This window comes from Brevundimonas huaxiensis (assembly GCF_014218725.1).
GTDB lineage: Bacteria > Pseudomonadota > Alphaproteobacteria > Caulobacterales > Caulobacteraceae > Brevundimonas > Brevundimonas huaxiensis.
Map to the genome: position 1 here is coordinate 633,254 of NZ_JABBJE010000001.1, position 22,461 is coordinate 655,714.

General features: G+C 67.3%; 18 protein-coding genes and 1 tRNA gene. 15 read left to right on the top strand and 4 right to left on the bottom strand.

Annotated elements, in window-relative coordinates; genetic code table 11:
• Positions 1 to 20: 20 nt before the first annotated feature.
• The 8 genes from HF680_RS03205 to HF680_RS03240 all read left to right on the top strand — a co-directional run bounded on the left by HF680_RS03205 (position 21) and on the right by HF680_RS03240 (position 9,163).
• Positions 21 to 476 carry a hemerythrin domain-containing protein gene (locus HF680_RS03205; protein WP_185224043.1) on the top strand — a complete coding sequence of 152 codons (456 nt, stop codon included), beginning with the start codon at positions 21 to 23 and terminating at the stop codon, positions 474 to 476.
• A gap of 220 nt (positions 477 to 696) precedes the next feature.
• A complete protein-coding gene (locus HF680_RS03210) occupies positions 697 to 1,737 on the top strand; it encodes a rod shape-determining protein (RefSeq protein WP_017504801.1) in 1,041 nt (346 codons plus the stop codon).
• Positions 1,738 to 1,888: 151 nt separating this feature from the next.
• Positions 1,889 to 3,034: a rod shape-determining protein MreC gene (mreC, locus tag HF680_RS03215; RefSeq protein WP_185224044.1), complete on the top strand. Its 1,146-nt coding sequence runs from the start codon at positions 1,889 to 1,891 to the stop codon at positions 3,032 to 3,034.
• Complete coding sequence (locus tag HF680_RS03220; RefSeq protein ID WP_185224045.1) at positions 3,031 to 3,549, top strand: hypothetical protein; 519 nt, start codon at positions 3,031 to 3,033, stop codon at positions 3,547 to 3,549. Before mreC ends, HF680_RS03220 begins: the two co-directional genes overlap by 4 nt.
• Positions 3,546 to 5,576 (top strand): penicillin-binding protein 2, encoded by a 2,031-nt coding sequence (gene mrdA / locus HF680_RS03225; protein ID WP_185224046.1) that lies wholly within the window; start codon positions 3,546 to 3,548, stop codon positions 5,574 to 5,576. Before HF680_RS03220 ends, mrdA begins: the two co-directional genes overlap by 4 nt.
• The gene (gene rodA / locus HF680_RS03230) at positions 5,573 to 6,727 is read left to right on the top strand and encodes a rod shape-determining protein RodA (protein WP_039243638.1); all 1,155 of its coding nucleotides are present in this window, start codon (positions 5,573 to 5,575) and stop codon (positions 6,725 to 6,727) included. The genes mrdA and rodA overlap by 4 nt, the downstream gene beginning before the upstream one ends.
• A gap of 131 nt (positions 6,728 to 6,858) precedes the next feature.
• On the top strand, positions 6,859 to 8,040 hold the full coding sequence (locus HF680_RS03235) for an acyl-CoA dehydrogenase family protein (protein ID WP_045810761.1): 1,182 nt from the start codon (positions 6,859 to 6,861) through the stop codon (positions 8,038 to 8,040).
• Between the two features lie 4 nt (positions 8,041 to 8,044).
• Entirely contained in the window at positions 8,045 to 9,163 is a 1,119-nt protein-coding gene (locus HF680_RS03240) for an acyl-CoA dehydrogenase family protein (RefSeq protein WP_045810762.1), read from the top strand.
• Between the two features lie 10 nt (positions 9,164 to 9,173).
• Here HF680_RS03240 and HF680_RS03245 read toward each other — a convergent pair whose 3' ends face one another.
• The gene (locus HF680_RS03245; protein ID WP_185224047.1) at positions 9,174 to 10,493 is read right to left on the bottom strand and encodes an Hsp70 family protein; all 1,320 of its coding nucleotides are present in this window, start codon (positions 10,491 to 10,493) and stop codon (positions 9,174 to 9,176) included.
• 73 nt (positions 10,494 to 10,566) lie between these two features.
• Positions 10,567 to 10,656, bottom strand: a tRNA-Ser gene (locus HF680_RS03250).
• A 105-nt stretch (positions 10,657 to 10,761) separates the two neighbouring features.
• On the opposite strand from HF680_RS03250, the gene HF680_RS03255 reads away from it, so the two are divergent.
• The 5 genes from HF680_RS03255 to HF680_RS03275 are packed head-to-tail and all read left to right on the top strand — an operon-like array spanning position 10,762 to position 14,851.
• On the top strand, positions 10,762 to 11,610 hold the full coding sequence (locus HF680_RS03255; protein ID WP_185224048.1) for a septal ring lytic transglycosylase RlpA family protein: 849 nt from the start codon (positions 10,762 to 10,764) through the stop codon (positions 11,608 to 11,610).
• A 49-nt stretch (positions 11,611 to 11,659) separates the two neighbouring features.
• Positions 11,660 to 12,292: a dTMP kinase gene (tmk, locus tag HF680_RS03260; protein WP_185224049.1), complete on the top strand. Its 633-nt coding sequence runs from the start codon at positions 11,660 to 11,662 to the stop codon at positions 12,290 to 12,292.
• Positions 12,289 to 13,278, top strand: a complete 990-nt coding sequence (locus HF680_RS03265; protein WP_185224050.1) for a DNA polymerase III subunit delta' — start codon at positions 12,289 to 12,291, stop codon at positions 13,276 to 13,278. Before tmk ends, HF680_RS03265 begins: the two co-directional genes overlap by 4 nt.
• Positions 13,278 to 14,060 carry a TatD family hydrolase gene (locus tag HF680_RS03270; protein WP_185224051.1) on the top strand — a complete coding sequence of 261 codons (783 nt, stop codon included), beginning with the start codon at positions 13,278 to 13,280 and terminating at the stop codon, positions 14,058 to 14,060. Before HF680_RS03265 ends, HF680_RS03270 begins: the two co-directional genes overlap by 1 nt.
• Positions 14,057 to 14,851 carry an MBL fold metallo-hydrolase gene (locus tag HF680_RS03275; RefSeq protein ID WP_045810768.1) on the top strand — a complete coding sequence of 265 codons (795 nt, stop codon included), beginning with the start codon at positions 14,057 to 14,059 and terminating at the stop codon, positions 14,849 to 14,851. Before HF680_RS03270 ends, HF680_RS03275 begins: the two co-directional genes overlap by 4 nt.
• Here the strand turns inward: HF680_RS03275 and recG are convergent.
• Entirely contained in the window at positions 14,848 to 16,935 is a 2,088-nt protein-coding gene (gene recG / locus HF680_RS03280; protein ID WP_185224052.1) for an ATP-dependent DNA helicase RecG, read from the bottom strand. The two genes, HF680_RS03275 and recG, sit on opposite strands and share 4 nt — an antisense overlap.
• 146 nt (positions 16,936 to 17,081) lie before the next feature.
• Between recG and HF680_RS03285 the strand changes: the two genes are divergently transcribed.
• Together HF680_RS03285 and mfd are read left to right on the top strand one after the other, a co-directional pair.
• Positions 17,082 to 17,423, top strand: coding sequence for an FAD assembly factor SdhE (locus HF680_RS03285; protein ID WP_052689526.1), 342 nt, complete (start codon positions 17,082 to 17,084; stop codon positions 17,421 to 17,423).
• Positions 17,423 to 20,872 (top strand): transcription-repair coupling factor, encoded by a 3,450-nt coding sequence (gene mfd, locus HF680_RS03290; RefSeq protein ID WP_185224053.1) that lies wholly within the window; start codon positions 17,423 to 17,425, stop codon positions 20,870 to 20,872. The genes HF680_RS03285 and mfd overlap by 1 nt, the downstream gene beginning before the upstream one ends.
• Positions 20,873 to 20,877: 5 nt before the next feature.
• On the opposite strand, the gene HF680_RS03295 is transcribed toward mfd, so the two are convergent.
• Positions 20,878 to 22,185 carry a diguanylate cyclase domain-containing protein gene (locus HF680_RS03295; protein WP_045810770.1) on the bottom strand — a complete coding sequence of 436 codons (1,308 nt, stop codon included), beginning with the start codon at positions 22,183 to 22,185 and terminating at the stop codon, positions 20,878 to 20,880.
• Positions 22,186 to 22,461 lie beyond the last annotated feature (276 nt).

Here is a 22,461-nt window from a genome sequence, read left to right on the forward strand (position 1 = left end):
GGCTTGTGGGAGGCATCGCTATGGATGTCGAGGTTCTAAAAGCGCAGCACGGCCGGATCATACGATTGGCCAGCGCCTTGGGCGGGACCGCCGCCGTTCTGAAGACGTCGGACGATGCGATCCGCGTTCGCGAGTTGATGAGCGCGCTGAACGTCGCCCTGACGGAGCATCTGGCGATCGAGGACGGTGAACTCTACCCTGTCCTGATGCAGTCCGACGATGTGTCGGTTCGCGACCTTGCGCAGCACTATGTCGAGGACATGGGGGCGCTCAGCGGGGTTTGGGCGCACTATTTCATGGAATGGACGCAGGCCCGGATTCTAGCGGATCGTGACCGGTTCGCCGGTGTGACCAAGGGGTTGATCGGCGCGCTGGCGCACAGGGTCGCGCGCGAGGAAGACACGCTGTATCCGACGATGCTGGCCGCCACGAATTTCGACGTCGGCGCACATGGGCGGAGCAGGGCGGCGTTGTAGTCATGGCGTCCACAGGCGTCGCGCCTCGATAGCCCTCTGCATATGACGACACTGTCATCGGGGCTTGTAATCCCGGTTTCATACGGGCAAACCCGCCGCTAGTAGGCGTGGCGAAGACGATCAGGAACTGTCCGGCGTGGGGATGTCAGGGCAGTTGGGGCGTCGCCAGGTCGACTGAGACATCTAGACGCCCTGCCAGCTAACAACGGTATCGATTCCCATGAGCTTCTCCCTTTTCGGCGCGATCTCCAACGACATCGCGATGGACCTGGGCACCGCCAACACCCTGATCTACATGAAGGGCAAGGGCATCGTCCTGAACGAGCCATCGGTCGTGGCGCTGAGAAACGTCGGGGGGCGCAAGGTCGTCCACGCCGTGGGCATCGAAGCCAAGCAGATGCTGGGCCGCACGCCGGGCCACATGGAGGCGATCCGCCCCATGCGCGACGGCGTCATCGCCGACTTCGAAGTCGCCGAAGAGATGATCAAGCACTTCATCCGCAAGGTTCATAACCGCAAGGGCTTCGTGAACCCCAAGATCATCGTCTGCGTGCCCTCGGGCGCAACAGCGGTCGAGCGTCGCGCGATCAACGACAGCTGCCTGAACGCCTCAGCGCGCCGCGTGGGCCTGATCGACGAGCCCATGGCCGCCGCGATCGGCGCCGGCCTGCCGATCCACGAGCCGACCGGCTCGATGGTCGTCGACATCGGCGGCGGTACGACCGAAGTCGCCGTCCTGTCGCTGTCGGGCATCGTCTATTCGCGTTCGGTCCGCGTCGGCGGCGACAAGATGGACGACAGCATCATCAGCTACATGCGCCGCAACCATAACCTGCTGATCGGCGAAACGACCGCCGAACGCATCAAGAAAGACATCGGCACCGCCCGCATCCCGGCCGACGGCGAAGGCCTGTCGATCGAGGTCAAGGGTCGCGACCTGATGCAGGGCGTGCCGCGCGAGGTGCGCATCTCTGAGCGTCAGGCGGCGGAAGCCCTGGCCGAGCCGGTCACCCAGATCATCGAGGCCGTGAAGGTCGCGCTGGAAGCCACGCCGCCGGAACTGGCCGCCGACATCGCCGACAAGGGCATCATGCTGACGGGCGGCGGCGCCCTGTTGCGCGGTCTGGACGTCGAGATCCGCGATCACACCGGCCTGCCGGTTTCCGTCGCCGACGATCCGCTGTCCTGCGTGGCCATCGGCTGCGGCCGTGTGCTGGAGCACCCGCGCTGGATGAAGGGCGTGCTCGACTCCGCGCTCTGATCCGTCCGTTGCGGCCAGGTGAAAGCTTGGCTGCAAATCCTTGTCTGGCCTGCGTGATCACGGTTCCATTCCGGCCTTGATTTTGCGATAGGCAGGTTCAGCGGCAGGGGGCGTCCTGCCGATTCCAACCCCTTTGAGTGGAAGGTCGCCCGTGGCGTTTCGCGACGGCCCTTTTGAAAACATCAAGGTGCCGCTGGCATGGACCGCCGCGGTCGTCGTCGTCGTGGCTGTCATCGGCGCGATCGTCCTGTTGCTTGGCGACCGGACGACGTCCGAGGGCGGCTCGACCATGGGCGCGGCGCGCGGCGGATTCGAAGCGGCGGCCGGGCCTGTCGGCGGGGTCTTCGCCGCGCCGGTGCGTTGGGCCGGGGCCGCGCGCGACTATGTCGGCGGCTATTTCTTCGCCATCGGCGAGAACCGCCGCCTGAAGGCCGAGATCGCGGAACTGCGCGGCTGGCGCGACGAAGCGATCGCACAAAAGAATATCAATGGCCGCTATGAGGCCCTGCTGGGTCTGCGCACCGAGCCGCCGGTGCCCATGGCCACGGGGCGAGCGATTTCGGAATCGCGCGGTCCCTTCTCCAACGCCAAGCTGATCGACGTCGGTTCGGCCAAGGGCGTGCGGATCGGCAACCCGGTCGTGACGGAACACGGTCTGGTCGGGCGGATAACCGGCGTGACGGGCGGCGTCAGCCGCGTCGTGCTGCTGACGGATGTGGCGTCGCGCACCCCAGTGATGATCGAGCGCACCGATGCGCGCGCCATGCTGACCGGAGACGGCGGCGACAGCCCGCGTCTGGAGTTCATTCGCGGATCCGGTTCGATCAAGGCGGGTGACCGCATCCTGAGTTCGGGCGACGGCGGCGGTCTGCCGCGTGGGCTGCCGATCGGGGTCGCCGCCAAGGGCGTGGACGGCGCCTGGCGGGTCAAACTGTTCAGCGATCACGGCGCGATCGACTATGTCCGCGTGCTGCTGTTCCAGAGCTTTGGACAACTGGTCAGCCCGAACGCCTTGAACGCGCCGCCGCTCGCAGGCCTGACGACGGCGCCGGAGCCGAGCGCGGCCGAGGTCGGGGCGATCCGTGACGCCGCCGCCCATCGCGCGGCGGCGCAACAGGCCCAGGCCGAACGGGCGCGTGCTGCGGCGGCGACGCCAGCGCCAACGCCTGCGCTCGCCGCTGCGCCGACGGCGGCCCGTCCGGCCGTGACGTCTGCGAGGCCTGCGGCTTCGACCCCGTCGCCTGCACCAACTGCGCCCAGCCCTGCGCCGGCGCCCGCTCCGGGAGGCGCGGCGTGAGACGGCCCGTCGCGGTTCGCGTTGTCGGACCTCTTCAGTGGATCGTCTATCCGGCCTTGGTCGTCCTCGCCGCGACGGTCGTTTTGGGAACGCCGCTCCAACTGTTCGGTCTGCATCTGCCCGAGCCGGTCATTCCGATGATCCTGGCCTTCGCCTGGCCGTTAATCCGGCCGTCGATGCTGGCGCCTGCGGTGTTGTTTCTGATTGGCCTGTTCCTGGATCTGTTCTGGAATACGCCGCTGGGCCTTTGGGCGCTGTGCCTGATGGGCGTCTATGGAACGGTGCTACTGTCGCGCAATCTGCTGGCGGGGCATGAGGGGCTGATCCGCTTCGGGGCCTATGCCGCCTGTACGCTGGGCGCCTTCTTTCTGGCCTATCTTGTGGTGACCATGCGAGCGACGAACGCGCCGGCGATTCTGCCGCTGGTCGGACAGGTCGCGCCGACGCTGCTGCTGTATCCGATCGCCAACTGGATGCTTGAGCGATTCGACGACGGGGATATTCGGTTCCGATGAGCGGCGAGCCCTCCATCTTCTTTGCCGATGTGAATGAGCGTCAGGGGTCCTTCCTGCGGCGCACCTTCGTGCTGGGCGGGGCGACGGCGCTGGGGATTACCGCGCTGATCGGACGGCTGGGCCAGCTGCAGGTCGTGCAGGCTCAGGAATATGCGACCCTGTCGTCGCAGAACCAGTTCAACTTCCGCATGGTCCCGCCGCCGCGCGGCCTGATCAAGGACCGCAACGGCGTCGTCATCGCCGGCAACCGACCGAGCTTCCGTGTGCTGGTGGTGCGCGACGAAACCAAGGACCTGGACCAGACCCTGGACCTTCTGGGACGGCTGTTGCCCGACACGCTGGAGCGCCGTCGCGCCATCATCCGCGACGTCAATGCGGCGTCCAAGTTCAACCCGGTGCCGGTCAAGAGCGACCTGACATGGGAAGAGTTCGCCAAGGTCAATCAGTACGCCAACGAACTGCCTGGCGTGATGGTCGATATGAACGAGGCGCGCTACTATCCGTTCGGCGGATCGTTCGCCCACGTCATCGGCTATGTGGCCAAGGTGTCGGACCGGGACGTCAAGGCGATCCGCGACAAGGGCGAGCAGCCGCCCGCCCTGTTGTTCAACCCCAGTTTCCGCATTGGCCGCCAGGGCGTCGAAAAGGCGCTGGATACGTCGCTTCGCGGCGAGCCGGGCGGCAATCGGGTCGAGGTCGATGCGCGCGGTCGCGTCGTCGCCGAGGATATTGGCGGCTCGCGGCCGGCCGTGCCGGGCAAGGAAGTCGTCCTGACGCTGGACGCCGACGTCCAGAACCGCGCGCTGGAGGTGTTTGGCGATGAGTCGGGCGCCTGCGTCGTCATGGACGTGCGCAACGGCGACATTCTGTGCATGGTCTCGGCGCCGTCGTTCGACCCGAACCTGTTCGTCGGCGGGGTGCCAACCAAGACCTATCGCGCGCTGGCCGACTATGAACGCAAGCCGCTACTGGACAAGACGCTGAACGGCACCTTCCCGCCGGGCTCGACCTTCAAGCCGACCACGGCCCTGGCCCTGCTGGAAGCCGGCGTCGATCCCAACATCAGCGTCTTCTGCAGCGGCGCCTATCGCACCGGCAACCGCGTTCAACGTTGCTGGGGGCGGCATGGCACCCAGAATATGCACGACGCGATCAAGAACTCGTGCGACGTCTATTTCTACGCCATGTGCAACCGCGCGGGCGTGGACAATATCCGCAAGGCCGGGCTGGCGCTGGGCTTCGAGCACGAGTTTGACATCGGCGTCGGCAACCAGCGCAAGGGTCTGTTGCCGTCCACGGAATGGAAGGCGCGAACCTTCCCGCGCGATCCGGTCTGGCATCCCGGAGAGACGACCTCGGTCGCTATTGGCCAAGGCGCGATCACGGTGAACGCCCTGCAGCTGGCGGTCATGACCTCGCGTCTGGCGAACGGGAAAAAGCAGCTTCAGCCGCGCTTGATCAAGTCCATCGGCGGCGTCGAACAGCCCAGCGGGGCCGAGGCGCCGGACCTGCCGTTCGATCCGGCCCACGTCGAATATGTGCGCCAGGGCATGATCGCCGTGGCCAACGATCGATCCGGCACCGCCTATCGCCAGAGCCAGTTAGGCCTGGGCGATATCCAGATAGCCGGCAAGACCGGCACGGCGCAGGTCCGGAACTACGGCTCCGGCTCGCGCAAGAGCAATATTTGGGCGCTGAAGGACCACAACCTGTTCGTGGCCTTCGCGCCGGTGGATGCGCCGCGATATGCGGTCGCCGTCATCGTCGAACACGGGGGCAAGGGCGGGGCGACCGCCGGCGCGCCGCGCGCGCGCGAGGTGATGCGCACCGTGCTGCTCAAGGATCCGGATATGCGCGCCCGCATCGAACGGCCGCTGCCGCCCGAACCGACCGGCGACGCCATCGTCGAGGACGGGGTGGTCGGCGCCGCGCCCGAGCCCGATGTCGTGGCCCCGCCGCAACCGAGCCGCCCTGCGCCGTCTGCGACCAGCGGGCCGCGTCCCTATCTGTCCGAGCCCGGCCGTTGACCGCCTCGGCCCTGTCACGTCCCGGCGAACGCGAACGCGTCTCGACCAAGCTGGGCCAGATCGACTGGCGGCTGACGGCCCTGCTGTGCGTGGTGTCCGGCACCGGCGCCCTGATGCTGTATTCGGTGGCGGGCGGATCCTGGTCGCCCTGGGCGATGAAACACCTGATCCGGTTCGGCCTGTGTCTGGCGCTGATGCTGATGCTGTCGCTGATCAGCATCCGATATTGGTTCGCCCTGGCCTATCCCATCTACGGGATGGCGCTGTTCATGCTGGCGCTGGTGGAGACGCCGCTGGGCTATACGGCGCTGGGGGCCACGCGATGGCTGGACCTGGGCTTCACCCGCATCCAGCCGTCCGAGATCATGAAGATCGGCGTCGTGCTGGCCCTGGCGCGCTGGTACCACGGCGCCTCGGCCAAGGAGGCGAGTTTCCATTGGAAGCTGATCTTCCCTGTCGGGATTATCGGCCTTCCGTTCCTGCTGGTCGCGCACCAGCCGGACCTGGGGTCGGCCATGCTGATCGGTCTGACGGGGGCGGCGATCATGTTCGTCGCCGGGCTGAGCTGGCGGATCATCCTGCCGCTGATCATCGCCGCCGCCGTGCTGGTGCCGCCCTATGTGATGTTCGGCATGCACGACTATCAGCGTCACCGGGTGCTGACCTTCCTGAACCCCGAGGCCGACATGTCGGACAAGGGCTATCAGATCGTGCAGTCCAAGATCGCCATGGGCTCGGGCGGGCCGCTGGGACGCGGGTTCGGCCTGGGCAGCCAGAGCCAGCTGGAGTTCCTGCCTGAACGCCAGACCGACTTCATCTTCGCCGCCTTCGCCGAGGAGTTCGGCTTTGTGGGCACCTTCACGCTTCTGGCCTCCTATGCCGCCATCATTCTGATCTCGCTGAGGATCGCCTCGCTGTCGCACAGTCACTTCGGGCGATTGGCGGCGTCCGGCGTGACGGCGACGTTTGCGCTCTATGTGCTGATCAACGGGGCGATGGTGATGGGGCTGGCGCCGGTCGTGGGCGTGCCGATGCCGCTCTTGTCCTATGGCGGCACGGTGATGCTGACCGTCATGATCGGCTTCGGTCTGGTGATGGCGACGCGGGTTCACCGCTACGCCGAACTGCCCAAGGGCCACGGCCTGATCTGACGTGACGTCAGCTAAGTGATCGGCATTCAGGTTTCGCTTTCTAAGGCGGGGATTTCCTGGATAAGGTCATTCCCAACGATGTCTCGCATCGGTTTCGGCCGGTCAGCGACGCACGCCATGGGAGACGAGGAATGACCGATCTGGAGCAATTCCGCGCCGAGACGCGCGCCTGGCTGGAGGCGAACTGCCCGGCCGAATGTCGCGGGCCGATGGCCGACGACGAGATGATCTGGGGCGGGCGAAACCCCACCTTCAAGACCCCGGCGCACAAGCTGTGGCTGGAGCGGATGGGCGCGCGGGGCTGGACGGCGCCGGAATGGCCCAAGGCATACGGCGGAGGCGGCCTCAGCCGCGAGGAGGCCAAGGTGCTGGCCTCCGAACTGCGCCGCATCAAGGCCCAACCGGCCCTGGCCAGTTTCGGCGTCTGGATGCTGGGCCCGGCGTTGCTGGCCTTTGGGACCGAAGAGCAGAAAAAGCGTTTTCTGCCCGAGATCGTGCGCGGCGAGATCCGCTGGTGCCAAGGTTATTCCGAGCCGGGCGCGGGATCCGATCTGGCGTCCATCCAGACGCGGGCCGAGGATCGGGGCGACCACTGGATCGTCAACGGCCAGAAGATCTGGACCTCCTACGCCGACAAGGCCGACTGGATCTTCTGTCTGGTGCGCACGGACCCCGAGGCGCCCAAACATCTGGGCATCAGCTTCGTGCTGTTCGACATGAAGACGCCGGGCGTGACGACGCGGCCGATCACCCTGATTTCCGGCAAATCCCCCTTCTGCGAGACCTTCTTCGACGATGTGCGGGTGGAGAAGGAAAACCTGGTCGGGACGCTGAACCGAGGCTGGGACGTGGCCAAATACCTGTTGGCGCACGAGCGGACCATGATCGGCGCGATGGGCGAGGTCGGCGGCGGGCGGCCTGTGGGGCAGGTGGCGATGGACGCCATCGGCGCCGATGAAGCCGGTCGGTTGGACGAGCCGATGCTGCGCGCCCGGATCGCGGACCTGGAGATCGACGCCGCCGCCTTCCGCTTGGCGATGGAGCGGGTGGGCGATCAGGTGAAGGCCAAACAGGCGCATCCGGCCATCGCTTCCATGCTGAAATACTATGGCTCCGAGCTGAACAAGCGGCGCCATGAGCTGCTGATGGCGGCGGGCGGGGCCGATGCGCTGGAATGGGAGGGCGAGCGGTCGCACGACGGCAAGGCGGCGCGCGACTGGCTGCGGACCAAGGCCAACTCCATCGAGGGCGGCACCAGCGAGGTTCAGCTGAACATCATCGCCAAACATCTGCTTCAACTGCCGGGAGCGTGAGACGATGCCGCTGATCCTGACCGAAGAACAGACGATGTTGCAGGACGCCGCCGACGGCTTCCTGAACGAACAGGCGCCGATCGCGCATCTGCGGAAGCTGAGGGACGAGCGAGACGCCGACGGGGTGTCGCGCGACCTGTGGCGGGCCTTTGGCGAGATGGGTTTCGCCGGCGTCATCATCCCTGAGGCGCTGGGCGGCATGGGGCTGGGCGCGGTCGAGGCCGGGGTGATCGCCGAAAGCCTGGGGCGCACCCTGACGCCATCGCCGTATCTTGGCTCGTCGATTCTGTCCGCCAAGGTGCTGATCGACGGTGGATCACAGGCGCAACAGACCTGGCTGCCCAGGATCGCAGCGGGCGAGGCCATCCTGTCGCTGGCGGTGGACGAGGGCGCGAAACACGCGCCGTCTCGGATCACCACGCGGGCCGAGCGGGCGGGCAACGGTTTCAAGCTGAACGGCGCCAAGGCTTTCGTGCTGGACGGCCATGTGGCCGACGCCCTGATCGTCGTCGCGACGGCTGAGGAGGGCACGACGCTGTTCCTGGTCGATCCGGCCACGGCGGGCGTCGAAATCGAGCGCACGGTGATGGTGGACGCGCACAATGCGGCGCGGATCACGCTGACTGATGTGGCGGTCGACGCAGACGCCGTGATCGGCGCGGTAGGAGGCGGGGAGGCGCTGCTGGACGGCGCGCTGAACCTGGGTCGGGCCTGCGCGGCCTCCAGCCTGACCGGCGCCGGCGATCAGGCGTTCAAGACGACGATGGAGTATCTGCGGACCCGCAAACAGTTCGGCAAGCTGATCGGCGAGTTCCAGGCGCTGCAACACCGGGCTGCGCATCTGTTCTCGGAGCTGGAACTGGCGCGCGCCGCCACGATCGGCGCCCAGATCGCCATCGACGAGGGGCGCGAGGATGCGCCGCTGGCGGCCTCTATCGCCAAGGCCAAGGCAGGGCGCGTCGCCGAACTGGCGGTGCAGGAGGCGGTTCAGATGCACGGCGGCGTCGGCATGACCGACGCGTTCGACGTCGGCCTGTTCATGAAGCGGGTGCGGGTGCTGAACGAACTGCTGGGCGACGCCGGCTTCCACGCCGAAGGAGTGGCGCGGGCGCAAGGGTTCTAGGGGCGGGGTTCTAGACCGCCTTTTCGCTCCACAGGTCCAGATCCGCCTCGCGCCCGATCAGGGCCAGGCCGGCGGCGATGGATTCGAACTCGCCGCCCGTCTCGATCCGCTCGGCGCCGAAACGGTTCTGGAACAGCGCCCGCACGGCCGGCACAAAGGAGGTGCCGCCGGTCAGGAAGACACGGTCGATGGCGTCGTGCGCCAGGCCGCTGCAAGCCATCGCCTGATCCACCGCGCCCTCGATGGCGGCCAGTTCCGGCGCGATCCAGCGTTCGAAATCGACGCGGGCGACCGGCTTTTCGATATGGACGCCGCCGGCCTGGAACAGGAAGGTCGCTTGGTCGTCGGCCGACAGGGCCATCTTCAGCGTGGAGACGGCGCGGTACAGGTCATGGCCGTGGTTGTCGTCCAACACCTCGATCAGGCGCTCGATCTTCTCCGGCTCCAGCGCGGTGCGGGCCAGGGCGCGGATGTCGCGCATGTCGCGCGAGGCCCGTAGCAGGGCCAGCTGATCCCAGCGGGCGAAGGCGGAATAATACCGCTGGGGAATCGGCAGTTGTTTTCCGACGGAGCTGTATAGACCGCCCTTGCCCAGTTCGGGCGAGACCAGCTGGTCGATGATCCGGTAGTCGAAGGCGTCGCCCGCCACGCCCACGCCCGAGCGGGCCAGCGGCGTCGAGCGCAGGCCGTCGGGTGTATGTTCGAACCGGATGATCGAGAAGTCGCTGGTGCCGCCGCCGAAGTCGGCGACCAGGACCGTGGCGTCCGCCTTCAGCTGGCGTGCGAAATAGAAGGCGGCGCCGACCGGCTCGTGCGCATAGCGGATATCGGTGAAGCCCAGCCGCTGGAACGCCGTCTGATAGCGCGACAGGGCCAGGGTCTCGTCCGGATTGCCGCCCGCAAAGGTGACGGGGCGACCGACGATGACGGCGGGCGGGGCATCCGTCAGTGCGTCGCCGGCATGGTGGCGCAGGCGCAAGAGGAAGGCGGCCAGCAGATCCTCGAAGGCGTAGCGCTTGTTGTCGATCCGCGTCTCGGTGAAGGCGGCGCTGGCGGCGAAGGTCTTGAACGACTGGATGAAGCGGGTCTCCAGCGGGTCCTCGACATAGGCGGCGATGGCCCACGGCCCGGCCTCGACAACGCGCTCGGGCGGCTGGCCGTCCACGCCGGGATGGGTCTGGAAACTGAGCGCCGAGCGGAAGGTGGTCGTCTGGCCCTCGACCGCGTCGAAGGTTACGAGATGGGCGAGGCCATCCGCATCGGTCAGGGCCACGACCGTATTGGTCGTGCCGAAATCGATCCCGATCGTCATCGGTTTCGTCGCCGTCATGGCAGGGCTCCAGGCAGGGGAGCCGGGTTCCTAACGGCAGACGAGGCAATAGCAAGGGCTAAGCGAGGGATAGTGGCGGAAGCGGTGGGATTCGAACCCACGGACGGCTCTCACCGTCGCTGGTTTTCAAGACCAGTGCCTTAAACCACTCGGCCACACTTCCTTGCCGCCGCAGCGGAGGCGGACGCCATAGCAGGCGAACGGGTCATTAACCAAAGCGGAAATGTCTTCGGTCATCCTGTTTTCGTATTTTTTGCGAGGCGGGTCTATGACGTTAGGACAGGGAGTGCGCGGCGCGCTGATCCTGGGGCTGTTTTCGCTGCTGGCCGCCTGTTCCACCGTCGGCGGCGCAGGCGTACGCGGGGCGGTCGCGGGGCGCGGCGAGGATCATTCGCCCGTCGTCAAGGACCCGGCGCCGATCGTGTCGGGGACGATGCGGCCGTATCAGGTGCGGGGTCGCTGGTACACGCCCAAGGAACAGCCGGATTACGAAGAGGTCGGGATGGCGTCCTGGTACGGCGACGCCTTCAACGGGCGGCCGACCTCGACCGGCGAGCGGTTCGACATGCATGCCCTGACGGCGGCGCACAAGACCCTGCCTCTGCCTGGTCTGGTCGAGGTGACCAACCTGGAGAACGGGCGGCGGCTGGTGGTTCGGATCAATGACCGCGGGCCGTTCGTGGACAGCCGGATCATCGACCTGTCGCGCGAGGCGGCGAGCGAACTGGGGATGCTGTCGCAGGGTGTGGGGCGGGTGCGGGTGCGCTACCTCGGCCGGGCGCCGCAGCAGGGCGGGGGCACGCTGTTGCGGGCCTCGGCGCCGATGCCGCGAGGCGCTGTCCCGGCCGGCCCGCCCGTCAGCGCGCCCGTCATCGCTGCCACGCCGGTCGCGGTGGCGGAGGTGACGACCTTCTGGGTCCAGGCGGGCAGTTTTTCGGATCAGGTCGAGGCCGGGCGAATCGCCGACAGCCTGAGCGGCTGGGTGCGCGCCGATCGGGGCGCGGGGCGGTTCAACGTCGTGGTGGGGCCGTGGGATAGCGCCAATGCCGCCGAGGCGGCGCGTCAGTCGGTCGTGGCGCGGGGTTATGCGGGCGCCCTGTTGATATCCGGCAGCTGATCGCGCGGGCGGGCTTGCGCCGGGCGGCGTCGGCGCGCCATGAAGGCGCGTGACCCGTGGACAATTCATCAGCTTCGAAGGCGGCGAGGGCGCCGGCAAATCGACCCAGGTCGGGCGGCTGGTCGCGCGGCTGCAGGCGGTGCTGGGCGAGCGCAAGGTCGTGCGCACGCGTGAACCGGGCGGCTCCAAGGGTGCGGAGGTGATCCGCAATCTGGTGGTGGCCACGGACGCCGAGCCGTGGTCGGCCATGACCGAGACCCTGCTGATGTACGCCTCGCGCTCGGACCATCTGGAGCGGACCATCCGCCCGGCGCTGGCGGCCGGCGACTGGGTGGTGTGCGACCGGTTCGCCGATTCCAGCCGGGCCTATCAGGGCGCAGGCGGCGGCGTGGCGCAAAGCTTCATCGAACAGATCGACGCGGGCGTGGTTGGGGACGACCAGCCGGACCTGACCCTGGTGTTCGACCTGCCGGTCGAGGTCGGCCTGGAGCGGGCGTTTGGGCGCGGCTTGTTCGAGACGCGGTTCGAATCCAAGGGTCTGGAGTTCCATCAGCGCCTGCGCGAGGGCTTTCTGAAGATCGTCGAGGCCAATCCCCAGCGTTGCGTGCTGATCGACGCGGTCGGATCGCTGGACGAGGTCGAGGCGCGGGTTTGGCAGGCGGTTCAGGACCGGCTGCTGTGAGCGATCACCCGCGCGACCGTTTCGACCTGATCCCTGATGCGGCGGCCGAGACGGCGTTTCTGGACGCCTGGGAGCGGGGGCGGTTGCACCACGCCTGGCTGCTGTGCGGGGTCGAGGGGACAGGCAAGGCGACTTTCGCCTATCGCGCGGCGCGACGGCTGCTGGGCGCGGCGGCCGATCCGGCGTCCGGGCCGCTGGGCGCCCGGCGCGACGATCCGGTCAGCCGGCTGATCTCGGCCCAGTCGCATCCGGACCTGCTGGTGCTGGAACGCCTGGTTGAGGGCGGCAAGACCAAGAAGTCGATCTCGGTCGATCAGTCGCGCGAACTGCCGGAGTTCTTTTCAAAGAGCCCGTCGCAAGCGCAGTTTCGGGTGGCGATCATCGATGCGGCGGATGACCTGAATCTCAACGCCGCCAACGCCTTGCTGAAGGTTCTTGAAGAGCCGCCCGAGCGTGGCGTGCTGTTTCTGGTGACGCATGCGCCGGGGCGGTTGCTAGCGACGATCCGGTCGCGGTGCCGGCGGCTGAGCTTTCCGATCTGGACGCCCGACCGGCTGGAAACCTTGGTGCGCAACCGGACGGGCGCGGAGCGTGAGGAGGCTGAACACGCAGCCGTCATGGCGGGCGGATCGCCGGGCGCGGCCCTGGCCCTGGCGTCCGGCGCGACGTTCGAGATGGACCAGCTGGCGCGGCGATGGGTCGAGGGCGACGTGGACCGGGCCGAAGCCCTGGCCATCGCCGACCGGTTCCGCGGCGCCGAGGGGCAGGAACGGTTCGAAACCCTGATGGATCGGCTGATCGCGGCGGTGCGGATGCGTGCCTTGCAGAGCGCGCCGGGCGCCGGCAATCGATGGGCCGAACTATGGGAGCGGTTGCAGCCGTTGCCGGAACGGGCGGCGGGGCTGAACCTGGACAAGGCCGATGTGCTGGCCGGCGCGCTGGCGGACCTGAAGCGGGTGCAGGCCCAGCAGGAGCGGATGGGCTGATGCTGATCGACAGTCATGTGAACCTGCACGCGCCGCAGTTCGACGAGGACCGGAACGCCGTGATCGCGCGCGCGCGCGAGGCGGGCGTCGGGCTGATGGTCGAGATCTCCGACAGGCTGACGACCTTCGAGGCGACGCACGGCATCGCCATGGCCAATGAGGACATCTGGTGCACGGTCGGGGTCCATCCGCACGAGGCCAAGGATGCGGCGGAACTGACGGCGGCGACCCTGATCGACCTGGCCCAGCGGCCCAAGGTGGTCGGGATCGGCGAATGCGGTCTGGATTTCCACTACGACTTCAGCCCGCGCGAGGTGCAGGCGGCGGTGTTCCGGCAGCATGTGGCGGCCGCGCGCGAAACCGGTCTGCCGCTGGTGATCCACACGCGTGAGGCGGACGACGTGATGGCGTCGATTCTGCGCGAGGAATATGCCGCATGGCCGTTCAAGATGTTGATGCACTGTTATACGAGTGGTGCGGAACTGGCGAAAATCGCTGCTGAAATGGGCGCCTGGTTTTCGGTCTCCGGCATCGCGACCTTCAAGGCGGCCGAAGATGTGCGGGCGGTGATCCGCGATATGCCGGGCGACCGGATCATCGTCGAGACCGACTGCCCCTATCTGGCGCCCATTCCGCATCGGGGGCGGCGCAACGAGCCGGCCTACATCGGCCATGTGCTGGACAAGCTGGCCGAGATCCGCGGCTGGAGCGCCGAGGAGGCGGATCGCCTTACGACCGAGGCCTTCTTCGGCCTCTTTGACCGGATACCAAGACCTGAATGAGTTTCGAAGTCGTCATTCTGGGCAGCGGGTCGTCGGGCGGGGTGCCGCGCGGGGACGGCGACTGGGGCGCCTGCGACCCGGCCGAGCCCAAGAACCGGCGCATGCGCTGTTCGATGCTGGCGAGAAAAACCGGTGCCGAGGGGGTGACCACTGTCCTGATCGACACATCACCGGACCTGCGCGAACAGATGCTGGCTAGCGGCACGAAGCATGTGGATGCGGTCCTCTACACCCACGATCATGCGGACCAGACCCACGGCATCGACGACCTGCGCACCTTCGCCGCGCGGGCAAGGAAGCGCATTCCGGCGTGGATGGATGCGGCGACGCATGGCTCGCTGACGCATCGGTTCGACTACATCTTCGAGAGCAAGTTCGGTTATCCGCCGCTGCTGGACGGACGGATCATTCCGCCGCATGGCACGGCCTGGTCGGTCGAGGGCGCAGGCGGGGCGATCCCGGTCACGACCTTTGATCAGGCGCACGGGCCGATCCGCTCGGTCGGCTATCGATTGGGCGATGTCGCCTATTCCAGCGATGTGTCCGACCTGGACGAGGCGGCGTTGGCGGCGGTGGCCGGGTGCAAGCTCTGGATCGTCGATGCTCTGCGTTATGCGCCGCATCCGACCCATGCCCATCTGGACCAGGCCCTAGCGTGGATCGCCGCCGCAGACGTGGAGCATGCGGTGCTGACGAACCTGCACATCGACATGGATTACCAAGCGTTGTCCGCGCTTGTTCCCAAAAACGTCGAGGTCGGATTCGATGGCTGGAGCCGAGTGATCGGCTAGCTTGCGCCGGCCTTGTGGTTTTTCCAGTCGAATAGCTCTTCCAGCACCCGCACCGCCTGGCCGCGTTCCGATGTCAGATCTGGGTCGCGGTTCATGATCAGCCGGGCATCATCGGCGGCGGCCAGCATCAGGCTGCGGTGGCGGATCGGATCGGCAAAACGATAGGCGGGAAAACCGCTCTGTTTCAGGCCGAGGGGATCGCCGCCGCCGCGCAGGCGGAAGTCTTCCTCTGCGATCTCGAATCCGTCCTCGGTGCGACGCAGGGTTTCGAGCCGCTCTTTCGCCGTCTCGCCCAAGGCGCCATCCTGACCGCCGTATAGCAGGATGCAGGAACTGGCCTTGGCGCCGCGACCGACGCGGCCGCGCAACTGGTGCAACTGGGCCAGACCGAAGCGGTCGGCGTGTTCGATGACCATGATCGAGGCGTTGGGCACGTCCACGCCGACTTCGACCACCGTGGTGGCGACGAGGACCGGCAGGCGGCCGTCGGCGAAGTCGGCCATGACGGCCTCGCGCTCGGCGCCCGGCATCTGGCCGTGGGCCAGGCCGACCTCCACGCCCAGCAGGCGTCGCAGATCGTCGGCGCGATCGACGGCGGCCGCCAGGTCGATGGCCTCGGATTCCTCAACCAGAGGGCAGATCCAATAGGCCTGGGCGCCGCTTTCGACGGCGGTCTTCAGACGGGCGGCGACCTCGCCGATGCGGGCCAAGGGCAGGACGGCGGTCGTGACGGGGGTGCGGCCGGGCGGCTTTTCCAGCAGGCGACTGACCTCCAGCTCGCCATATTGCGTCAGCTCCAGCGTGCGTGGGATGGGGGTGGCCGACATGGTCAGCAGATGCACGGCGCCCAGGCGCGGGTCGCCCTTGGCTTGCAGCCGCTGACGTTCGTTCACGCCGAACCGGTGTTGTTCGTCTATGACCGCCAAGGCCAGGCGGTCGAAGCGGACGGCGTCCTGGAACAGGGCATGGGTGCCGATGGCGACCTGGGCCTGACCCGAGGCCAGGGCTGCCAGTTTCTCGCGCCGTTGCGCCGGGGTGTCGCGGCCGGTGAGCAGGATGGCGGCGACGCCGGCTGCGTCCAGCATGGGGCCGAGCTTCTCGTAATGCTGGCGCGCCAGGATTTCGGTCGGGGCCATGAGCGCGGACTGGAAACCGCTGGCAGCGGCGTCCGCTAGCGCCAGGGCGGCGACGGCGGTCTTGCCCGAGCCGACATCGCCTTGCAGCAATCGGCCCATCTGCTGGCCCGACGCCAGATCACGACGAATTTCGGTGACGGCCTGGGCCTGGGCGTTGGTCAGCTGGAAGGGCAGGGCCTGGAGCAGGTGTTCGGACGCTGCGCCGGGAGCGATGACGGGGGCGGGCCGGATCTCGCGGGCGCGGCGACGACGGGCCAGAGCCAACTGGTGGGCCAGGAACTCGTCATAGGCCAGGCGCTGGCGGGCGGGGGCGTCGGGCGACAGGTCCATCTCGGCTGTAGGGGCGTGTAGAGCGTCCAGAGCGGCGCGCCAACCCAGCCAGTTCTGCTTCTTGAGCCAGGCGGGATCCTGCCATTCCGGCAGGTCGGGCGCGGCGGAGAGGGCGACCTGAACCAGTTTACGCAACTGGCGCGAACTGAGGCCCTGGGTCGCCGGATAGACGGGCTCGGACGCCGGAATGTCGGCCGCCTTGTCCAGTGTCACGATGTCCGGATGGACGATCTGGACCTCGCCGTTGAACCTTTCGACCTTGCCCGCGACCAACCGCGTTTCGCCGCGCGGCAACAGCCGGTCGATGTGCTGGGGCGAACCGCCGAACCAGACCAGATGCACGAAGCCGGTGGGATCGCTGGCCCGGACCTTCAGCGGCGCGCCAGGACGGCTGGGGGTGAAGAGGCGGTCGATGGTCACGGTGAAGACGCCCACCTCGCCATCGACGGCGGTGGCGGCCTCGGCAGGGCGGCGGACGATGACGCCGGACGGGCTGAGGAACAGCAGATCGCGGACAAGAGGGCCCGCCACCTTTTGCACTAGAGGCAGGACGCGAGGGCCCACGCCCTTCAGGGTCGAGACCTCGGCGAACAGGGGAAAGAGAATCTGCGGACGCATCGCCGTGAACATAGCGTGACCATGCCGGGTGGCGAAGTCCGTTCAGGAACGCTATCTGCGCTTCTCACATTCCTGATGCGCTATCGCTCTCCGCGCGGCGGATCGCTGCATGAGCGCATCGGCATTTCTAACGGGCAAGGATTCTTGTGGCCGAAATCGACGCGCGTCCCGACAGCGAAATGACCTCTGAGCAGATGACGCCTGAGCGCAGGCAGCGGCTGGGCCGCATTCAGTTCCGCGCCTGGCGGCGGGGCTTTCGCGAGGCTGATATGGTGCTGGGTCCGTTTTCCGATCAGGTCGCGCCGACCCTGACCGATGCGGAACTGGACCAGTTCGAACGGCTGATCGACGAGGAAGATCAGTGGCTTTACGGCTGGATCATCGAGCGTGACCCGACGCCGCCCGAGTTCGAGACCCCGGTGATGGCCAAGGTGCGCGCCTTCATGCGCGCCCACGTCGCGGCCGAAGTCGGCAAGGGGATCGGCTGATGGACGCCAAGGTCGAATACCGAACCGACGCCGATCTGGGCGGCGCGCCCGAGGGGTTGGACGCGCTGATCGTCGCCGAACGACTCAAGGCCGGCGGCGGTGTCGGCCTGTTCGTCGCACGCGACTTTCAGAGGTCCGGCAGCTTTGTTCAGGCGTTTCAGTTCTTCTCGAAAGATATTGAAGTCCTGGATTATCCGGCGTGGGACTGTCTGCCCTATGACCGTCTGAGCCCCACGGCGGGTATCGCGGCGCAGCGCATGGCGACGCTGACGCGGCTGGCGATGCGCAAGCCCGGCGATGCGCCGGTTCTGGTCGTGACGACGGTGTCGGCGGCCATGCAACGCACCCCGCCCAAGTCGGTCACGACACAGGCAGGGTTCGAGACGAAGGTCGGCCGCGATCTCGATATCCAGGCGCTGGAGCGGTATTTCGCCGCCAACGGCTATGTCCGTGCCTCGACCGTGTCGGAGCGCGGCGAGTTCGCGGTGCGCGGCGGGGTCGTCGATGTCTATCCGCCCGGCTTCGAGGAGCCGGTCCGGCTGGACATGTTCGGCTCCGAGCTGGAATCCATCCGCACTTTCGATCCCGAAACGCAGCGGTCGACCGGCCAGATGACGTCCGTGTCCCTCGCGCCGGTGTCGGAGGCGTTGCTGGATGCGGCGGCCATCTCGAGGTTTCGCACCGGCTATCTGAACCTTTTCGGCGCGCCGGGCGACGATCCGCTGTATGCGACGATCAGCGAGGGCGCGCGGCGTCAGGGCATGGAGCAGTGGCTGCCGCTGTTCTATGAGACGCTGGACAGCCTGTTTGACTATCTGCCGGACGACGCGGCGATCTTCCTCGATAACCAAGTCGAGACGGCCCGCGCCGAGCGATGGGATCTGGTCGCGGACGCCTATGATGCGCGCGCCGAGGCGGCCAAGGCCAAGGGTCAGGCCAGCGCCAATCGCGCCTTGCCGCCAAAGCGGCTCTATCTGGACGCCGGCGACTGGAATCAGGCGCTGGCGGGTCGCACCGTGCGGCGCTTCACGCCCTTTTCCACGGGTGGCGAGGATGCCGGCGGACGTCTGGGCCGGACCTTCGGGGCCGAGCGGGCGCAGGACAGCGTCAATCTGTTCGAGGCGGTGGCGGCCCACGCGGCGGGCCTGAAGGCCGAGGGCAAGCGGGTGCTGTTCGCCTCCTGGACCGAAGGGTCGTCGGAGCGGCTGGCGACCATGCTGGCCGACCACGGGCTGGATCACATCGTCGCCGTGCGCGACTGGGCCGACGTTCAGGCAGCGCCGAAAGACCTCTATCTGCGCGGCGTTCTGCCGGTCGAGCATGGCTTTGTCACCGACGAGGTGGCGGTCATTTCCGAGACCGACATCCTGGGTGACCGTTTGGCGCGCCCGCGCAAGAAGCGCCGCGCCTCGAACTTCCTGGCGGAGGCGTCGGCCCTGACGACGGGCGATCTGGTGGTTCACCTGGATCACGGGATCGGTCGCTATGAAGGGCTTAAAACGCTGGAGATCCAGCAGGCCCCGCACGACTGCCTGGAACTTTTCTACGCCGGCGAGAGCAAACTTTATCTGCCGGTTGAAAACATTGACCTTCTGACTCGATACGGGTCGGATTCCGAGGGCGTTCAGCTGGACAAGCTGGGCGGCGCAGGCTGGCAGGCCAGAAAGGCCAAGGCCAAGGAACGTCTGCGCGCCATGGCCGAGGGGCTGATCGCCCTGGCCGCCAAACGGGCGCTGCGCGAGACCGATGCGGTCACGCCGCCGCCGGGTCTGTTCGCCGAGTTCTGCGCGCGCTTCCCCTACGAGGAAACCGACGATCAGCTGAACGCCATCGGCGATGTGCTGGAGGATCTGGGCAAGGGCACGCCGATGGATCGCCTGATCTGCGGCGACGTCGGCTTCGGCAAGACCGAGGTGGCGCTGAGGGCCGCCTTCGTCGTCGCCATGACGGGGCAGCAGGTGGCGATCGTCGCGCCGACGACCCTGCTGGCGCGCCAGCACTTCAAGACCTTCAGCGAACGCTTTGCGGGCTGGCCGGTGAAGGTGCGTCAGTTGTCGCGGATGGTGGGCGCCAAGGAGGCGTCGGAGACGCGCGCCGGGCTGAAAGACGGCTCGGTCGAGATCGTTGTCGGCACCCACGCGGTGCTCAGCGAACAGGTCGGCTTCCGCGATCTTGGCCTGGTCATCGTCGATGAGGAGCAGCACTTCGGCGTCAAGCACAAGGAGAAGCTGAAGACGCTGCGGGCCGACGTGCACCTGCTGACCCTGACGGCCACGCCGATCCCGCGCACGCTGCAGATGGCCCTGTCGGGCATCCGCGAGATGTCGATCATCGCCACCCCGCCGGTCGATCGCCTGGCGGTGCGGACCTATGTCACGCCGTGGGATCCGGTCCTGGTGCGCGAGGCCTTGCTGCGTGAGAAGTATCGCGGCGGTCAGGCCTACTACGTCGCGCCGCGCCTGAAGGACCTGCCCGCCATCGAGAAATTCCTGCGCGAACAGGTGCCGGAGGTGAAGTTCGTGGTCGGCCACGGCCAGATGAGCGCGACTCAGCTGGAAGAGGTGATGAGCGCCTTCTACGACGGGGAATATGACGTTCTGGTCTCCACCACCATCGTCGAGAGCGGGCTGGATATCCCGACGGCGAATACGCTGATCGTGCACCGCGCCGACATGTTCGGCCTGGCGCAACTGTATCAGATCCGGGGTCGGGTCGGGCGGTCCAAGGCCCGCGCCTTCGCCTATCTGACCACCGATGCGGTCAAGCCGATGACCCTGTCGGCCGAGCGGCGGTTGCAGGTTCTGCAATCGCTGGACAATCTGGGCGCCGGCTTCCAACTGGCCAGCCACGATCTGGACCAGCGCGGCGGCGGCAATCTGCTGGGCGACGAACAGTCGGGCCACATCCGCGAGGTCGGCGTCGAACTGTACCAGCAGATGCTGGAAGACGCCGTGGCGGAGTTGCGCGAAAAGGGCGAGGGACAGGCGGTGGATCGCGGTTGGTCGCCATCGATCAATGTCGGCGCTTCGGTCCTAATTCCAGAAGATTACGTGCCGGACCTGAACGTGCGTCTGAGCCTCTATCGTCGTCTTTCCGACGCCGAGCAGGCCGAGGATCGCGAAGCCCTGGCCGCCGAACTGATCGACCGTTTCGGCCCATTGCCGGATGAGGCGCAGCAGTTGCTGAAGATCGTTGGCATCAAGTCGAACTGCCGCAAGGCCTGCATCGAGAAGATCGACATCGGGCCGCGCGGCGCGGTGCTGACTTTACGCGACAGCAGCTTCCCCAATCCGGCGGGACTGGTCGGGCTGATCCAGAAGAACCACGCCTTCTGGAAGATTCGTCCGGATCAGAAGATCGTCGTTTCAGGCGATTGGCCGACGGCGGAAGAGCGCCTGAAGGTGGCCGAGCGGATCACCGCCGATCTGGCGCGGGTGGCGGGGGCGTAAAGCCCTCAGCGCGTCTTTTCGAATAGGTCGGCCGAGGCGCGTTCGAGCAGGGCGGCGGCGCTTTCGTCGGGGCGCATCTCGGCGGCGCCGACGTCGAACTCAGCGACGAATGGCGACCGGTCCGGACCGGCGTCGAAGGCGGTGCAGCCGATCACGGCGGCGATTCGCTCTGCGGCCAGCCGCGCCGGTTCAGCTTGGGTTGCGGGCAGGGCCAGAGCGAAGACCTCCTTGGCCAGGCGGGCAGGGGTGTCCTCGACGCGGACCAGGCGTGAAACCATGGCCCCGATCTGCGGCATGGCGCGATCCAGCCAACCGCCCTGACGCGCCCAGGTCACGGACTCGGTTTCGCGCACTCTCAGGACGCAGACGGAAAGCGGGCGCTTGCGCGCGCGCGAGGCCTCGGCGACGCGGCCCAGGTGGCTGGCGAACAGTTCGGGCGTGAACAGGCCTGTTTCCGGATCCATCACGTCCAGGCTGCGCACCGAGTCCAGAGTCTTGCGAATGCCCAGATGGGTGCGGTGCGCGCCGGCCAGGGACAGGATCCGCTCGGCCGTTTCGCCCTCGGGCGTATCGGCGGAGGCGACATCGGCGAAGCCGCGATTGAACAGTTCAGCCAGGCTGATCTCGTTCCGGCCGCGCAGGTAAAGCATCAGCGGGATGTGATAGAGGCGGGTGTTGCGCTTCATGCCCGCCGCGATCGACAGGGCCGGCGCATGGTCTTCGGCGCCCCACAGAACGGCGGCGTCGAACAGGCTTTCGTGCAGGTAGTCGAAGGCGGTGTAGGGCGTCGGCGCCGCGACCACCTCGACCCCGGCGGCGGTCAGGGCGTTCGACAGGGCGAGAAAGCGCCGGTCGGCGACGCCGGCGGCCAGAACGCGCAAGGGCCCATCGTCGTCGGTCCTTTTGTCCAAGCCGACCCCGCGCGTGGCGAAGGTGGTGACGCGCAGCCGATATTCTTCCTCGGCGATGGCGGCCCGGCCCAGCTGCTCCAGACGCAAGGCGGCCTGGGCCGGATGCGGCGGCGTGGACATGGTCAGATCCGCGCCCTTCACCGAATCAGGGCGGGCGCCGATGACCACAATGGGCAGGCGGCGCGGCTCGGCGGCGGCGCGAAGGCGAGACGCCACGTCGGCGTCGAAGGTGTTGATGTCGATGACGGCGGCTTCGAGCGGAAAGTCCTGAAGCGTCATCTCGGCCGAGACGACGTCGCGGGCGGTCACCGTCGTCCAGCCCAGCGCATCCAGACCCGCAGCGAGCGGCCCGATCCGGCCATCGTCAGCCGCCAGGATCAATACGCGCGCGTCGAAAGCCAAGCCGATCGTCTCCAAAGGTCGCCGCGCCAATAGCCGGCCGGAAACGCGCGGACCATAGCGACGAGGGTGTTAAGGATGCAATGTCGTCGGGCCAAAGGGATGCGGCCGGATCGCGAATGATCGTCCTCACGCGGATGAGACTTTCGCCACAGACGAATTCCGCTAGGTTCCGCCGCTTGTGCAACGGTTGTGGGGACCGATTTGAGTGAGCAACTGACGCGGTCGGTCCTGAAAGCGCCCGGGTTCTGGGGTGGGCTGGCCGTGCGAGCGTTTACC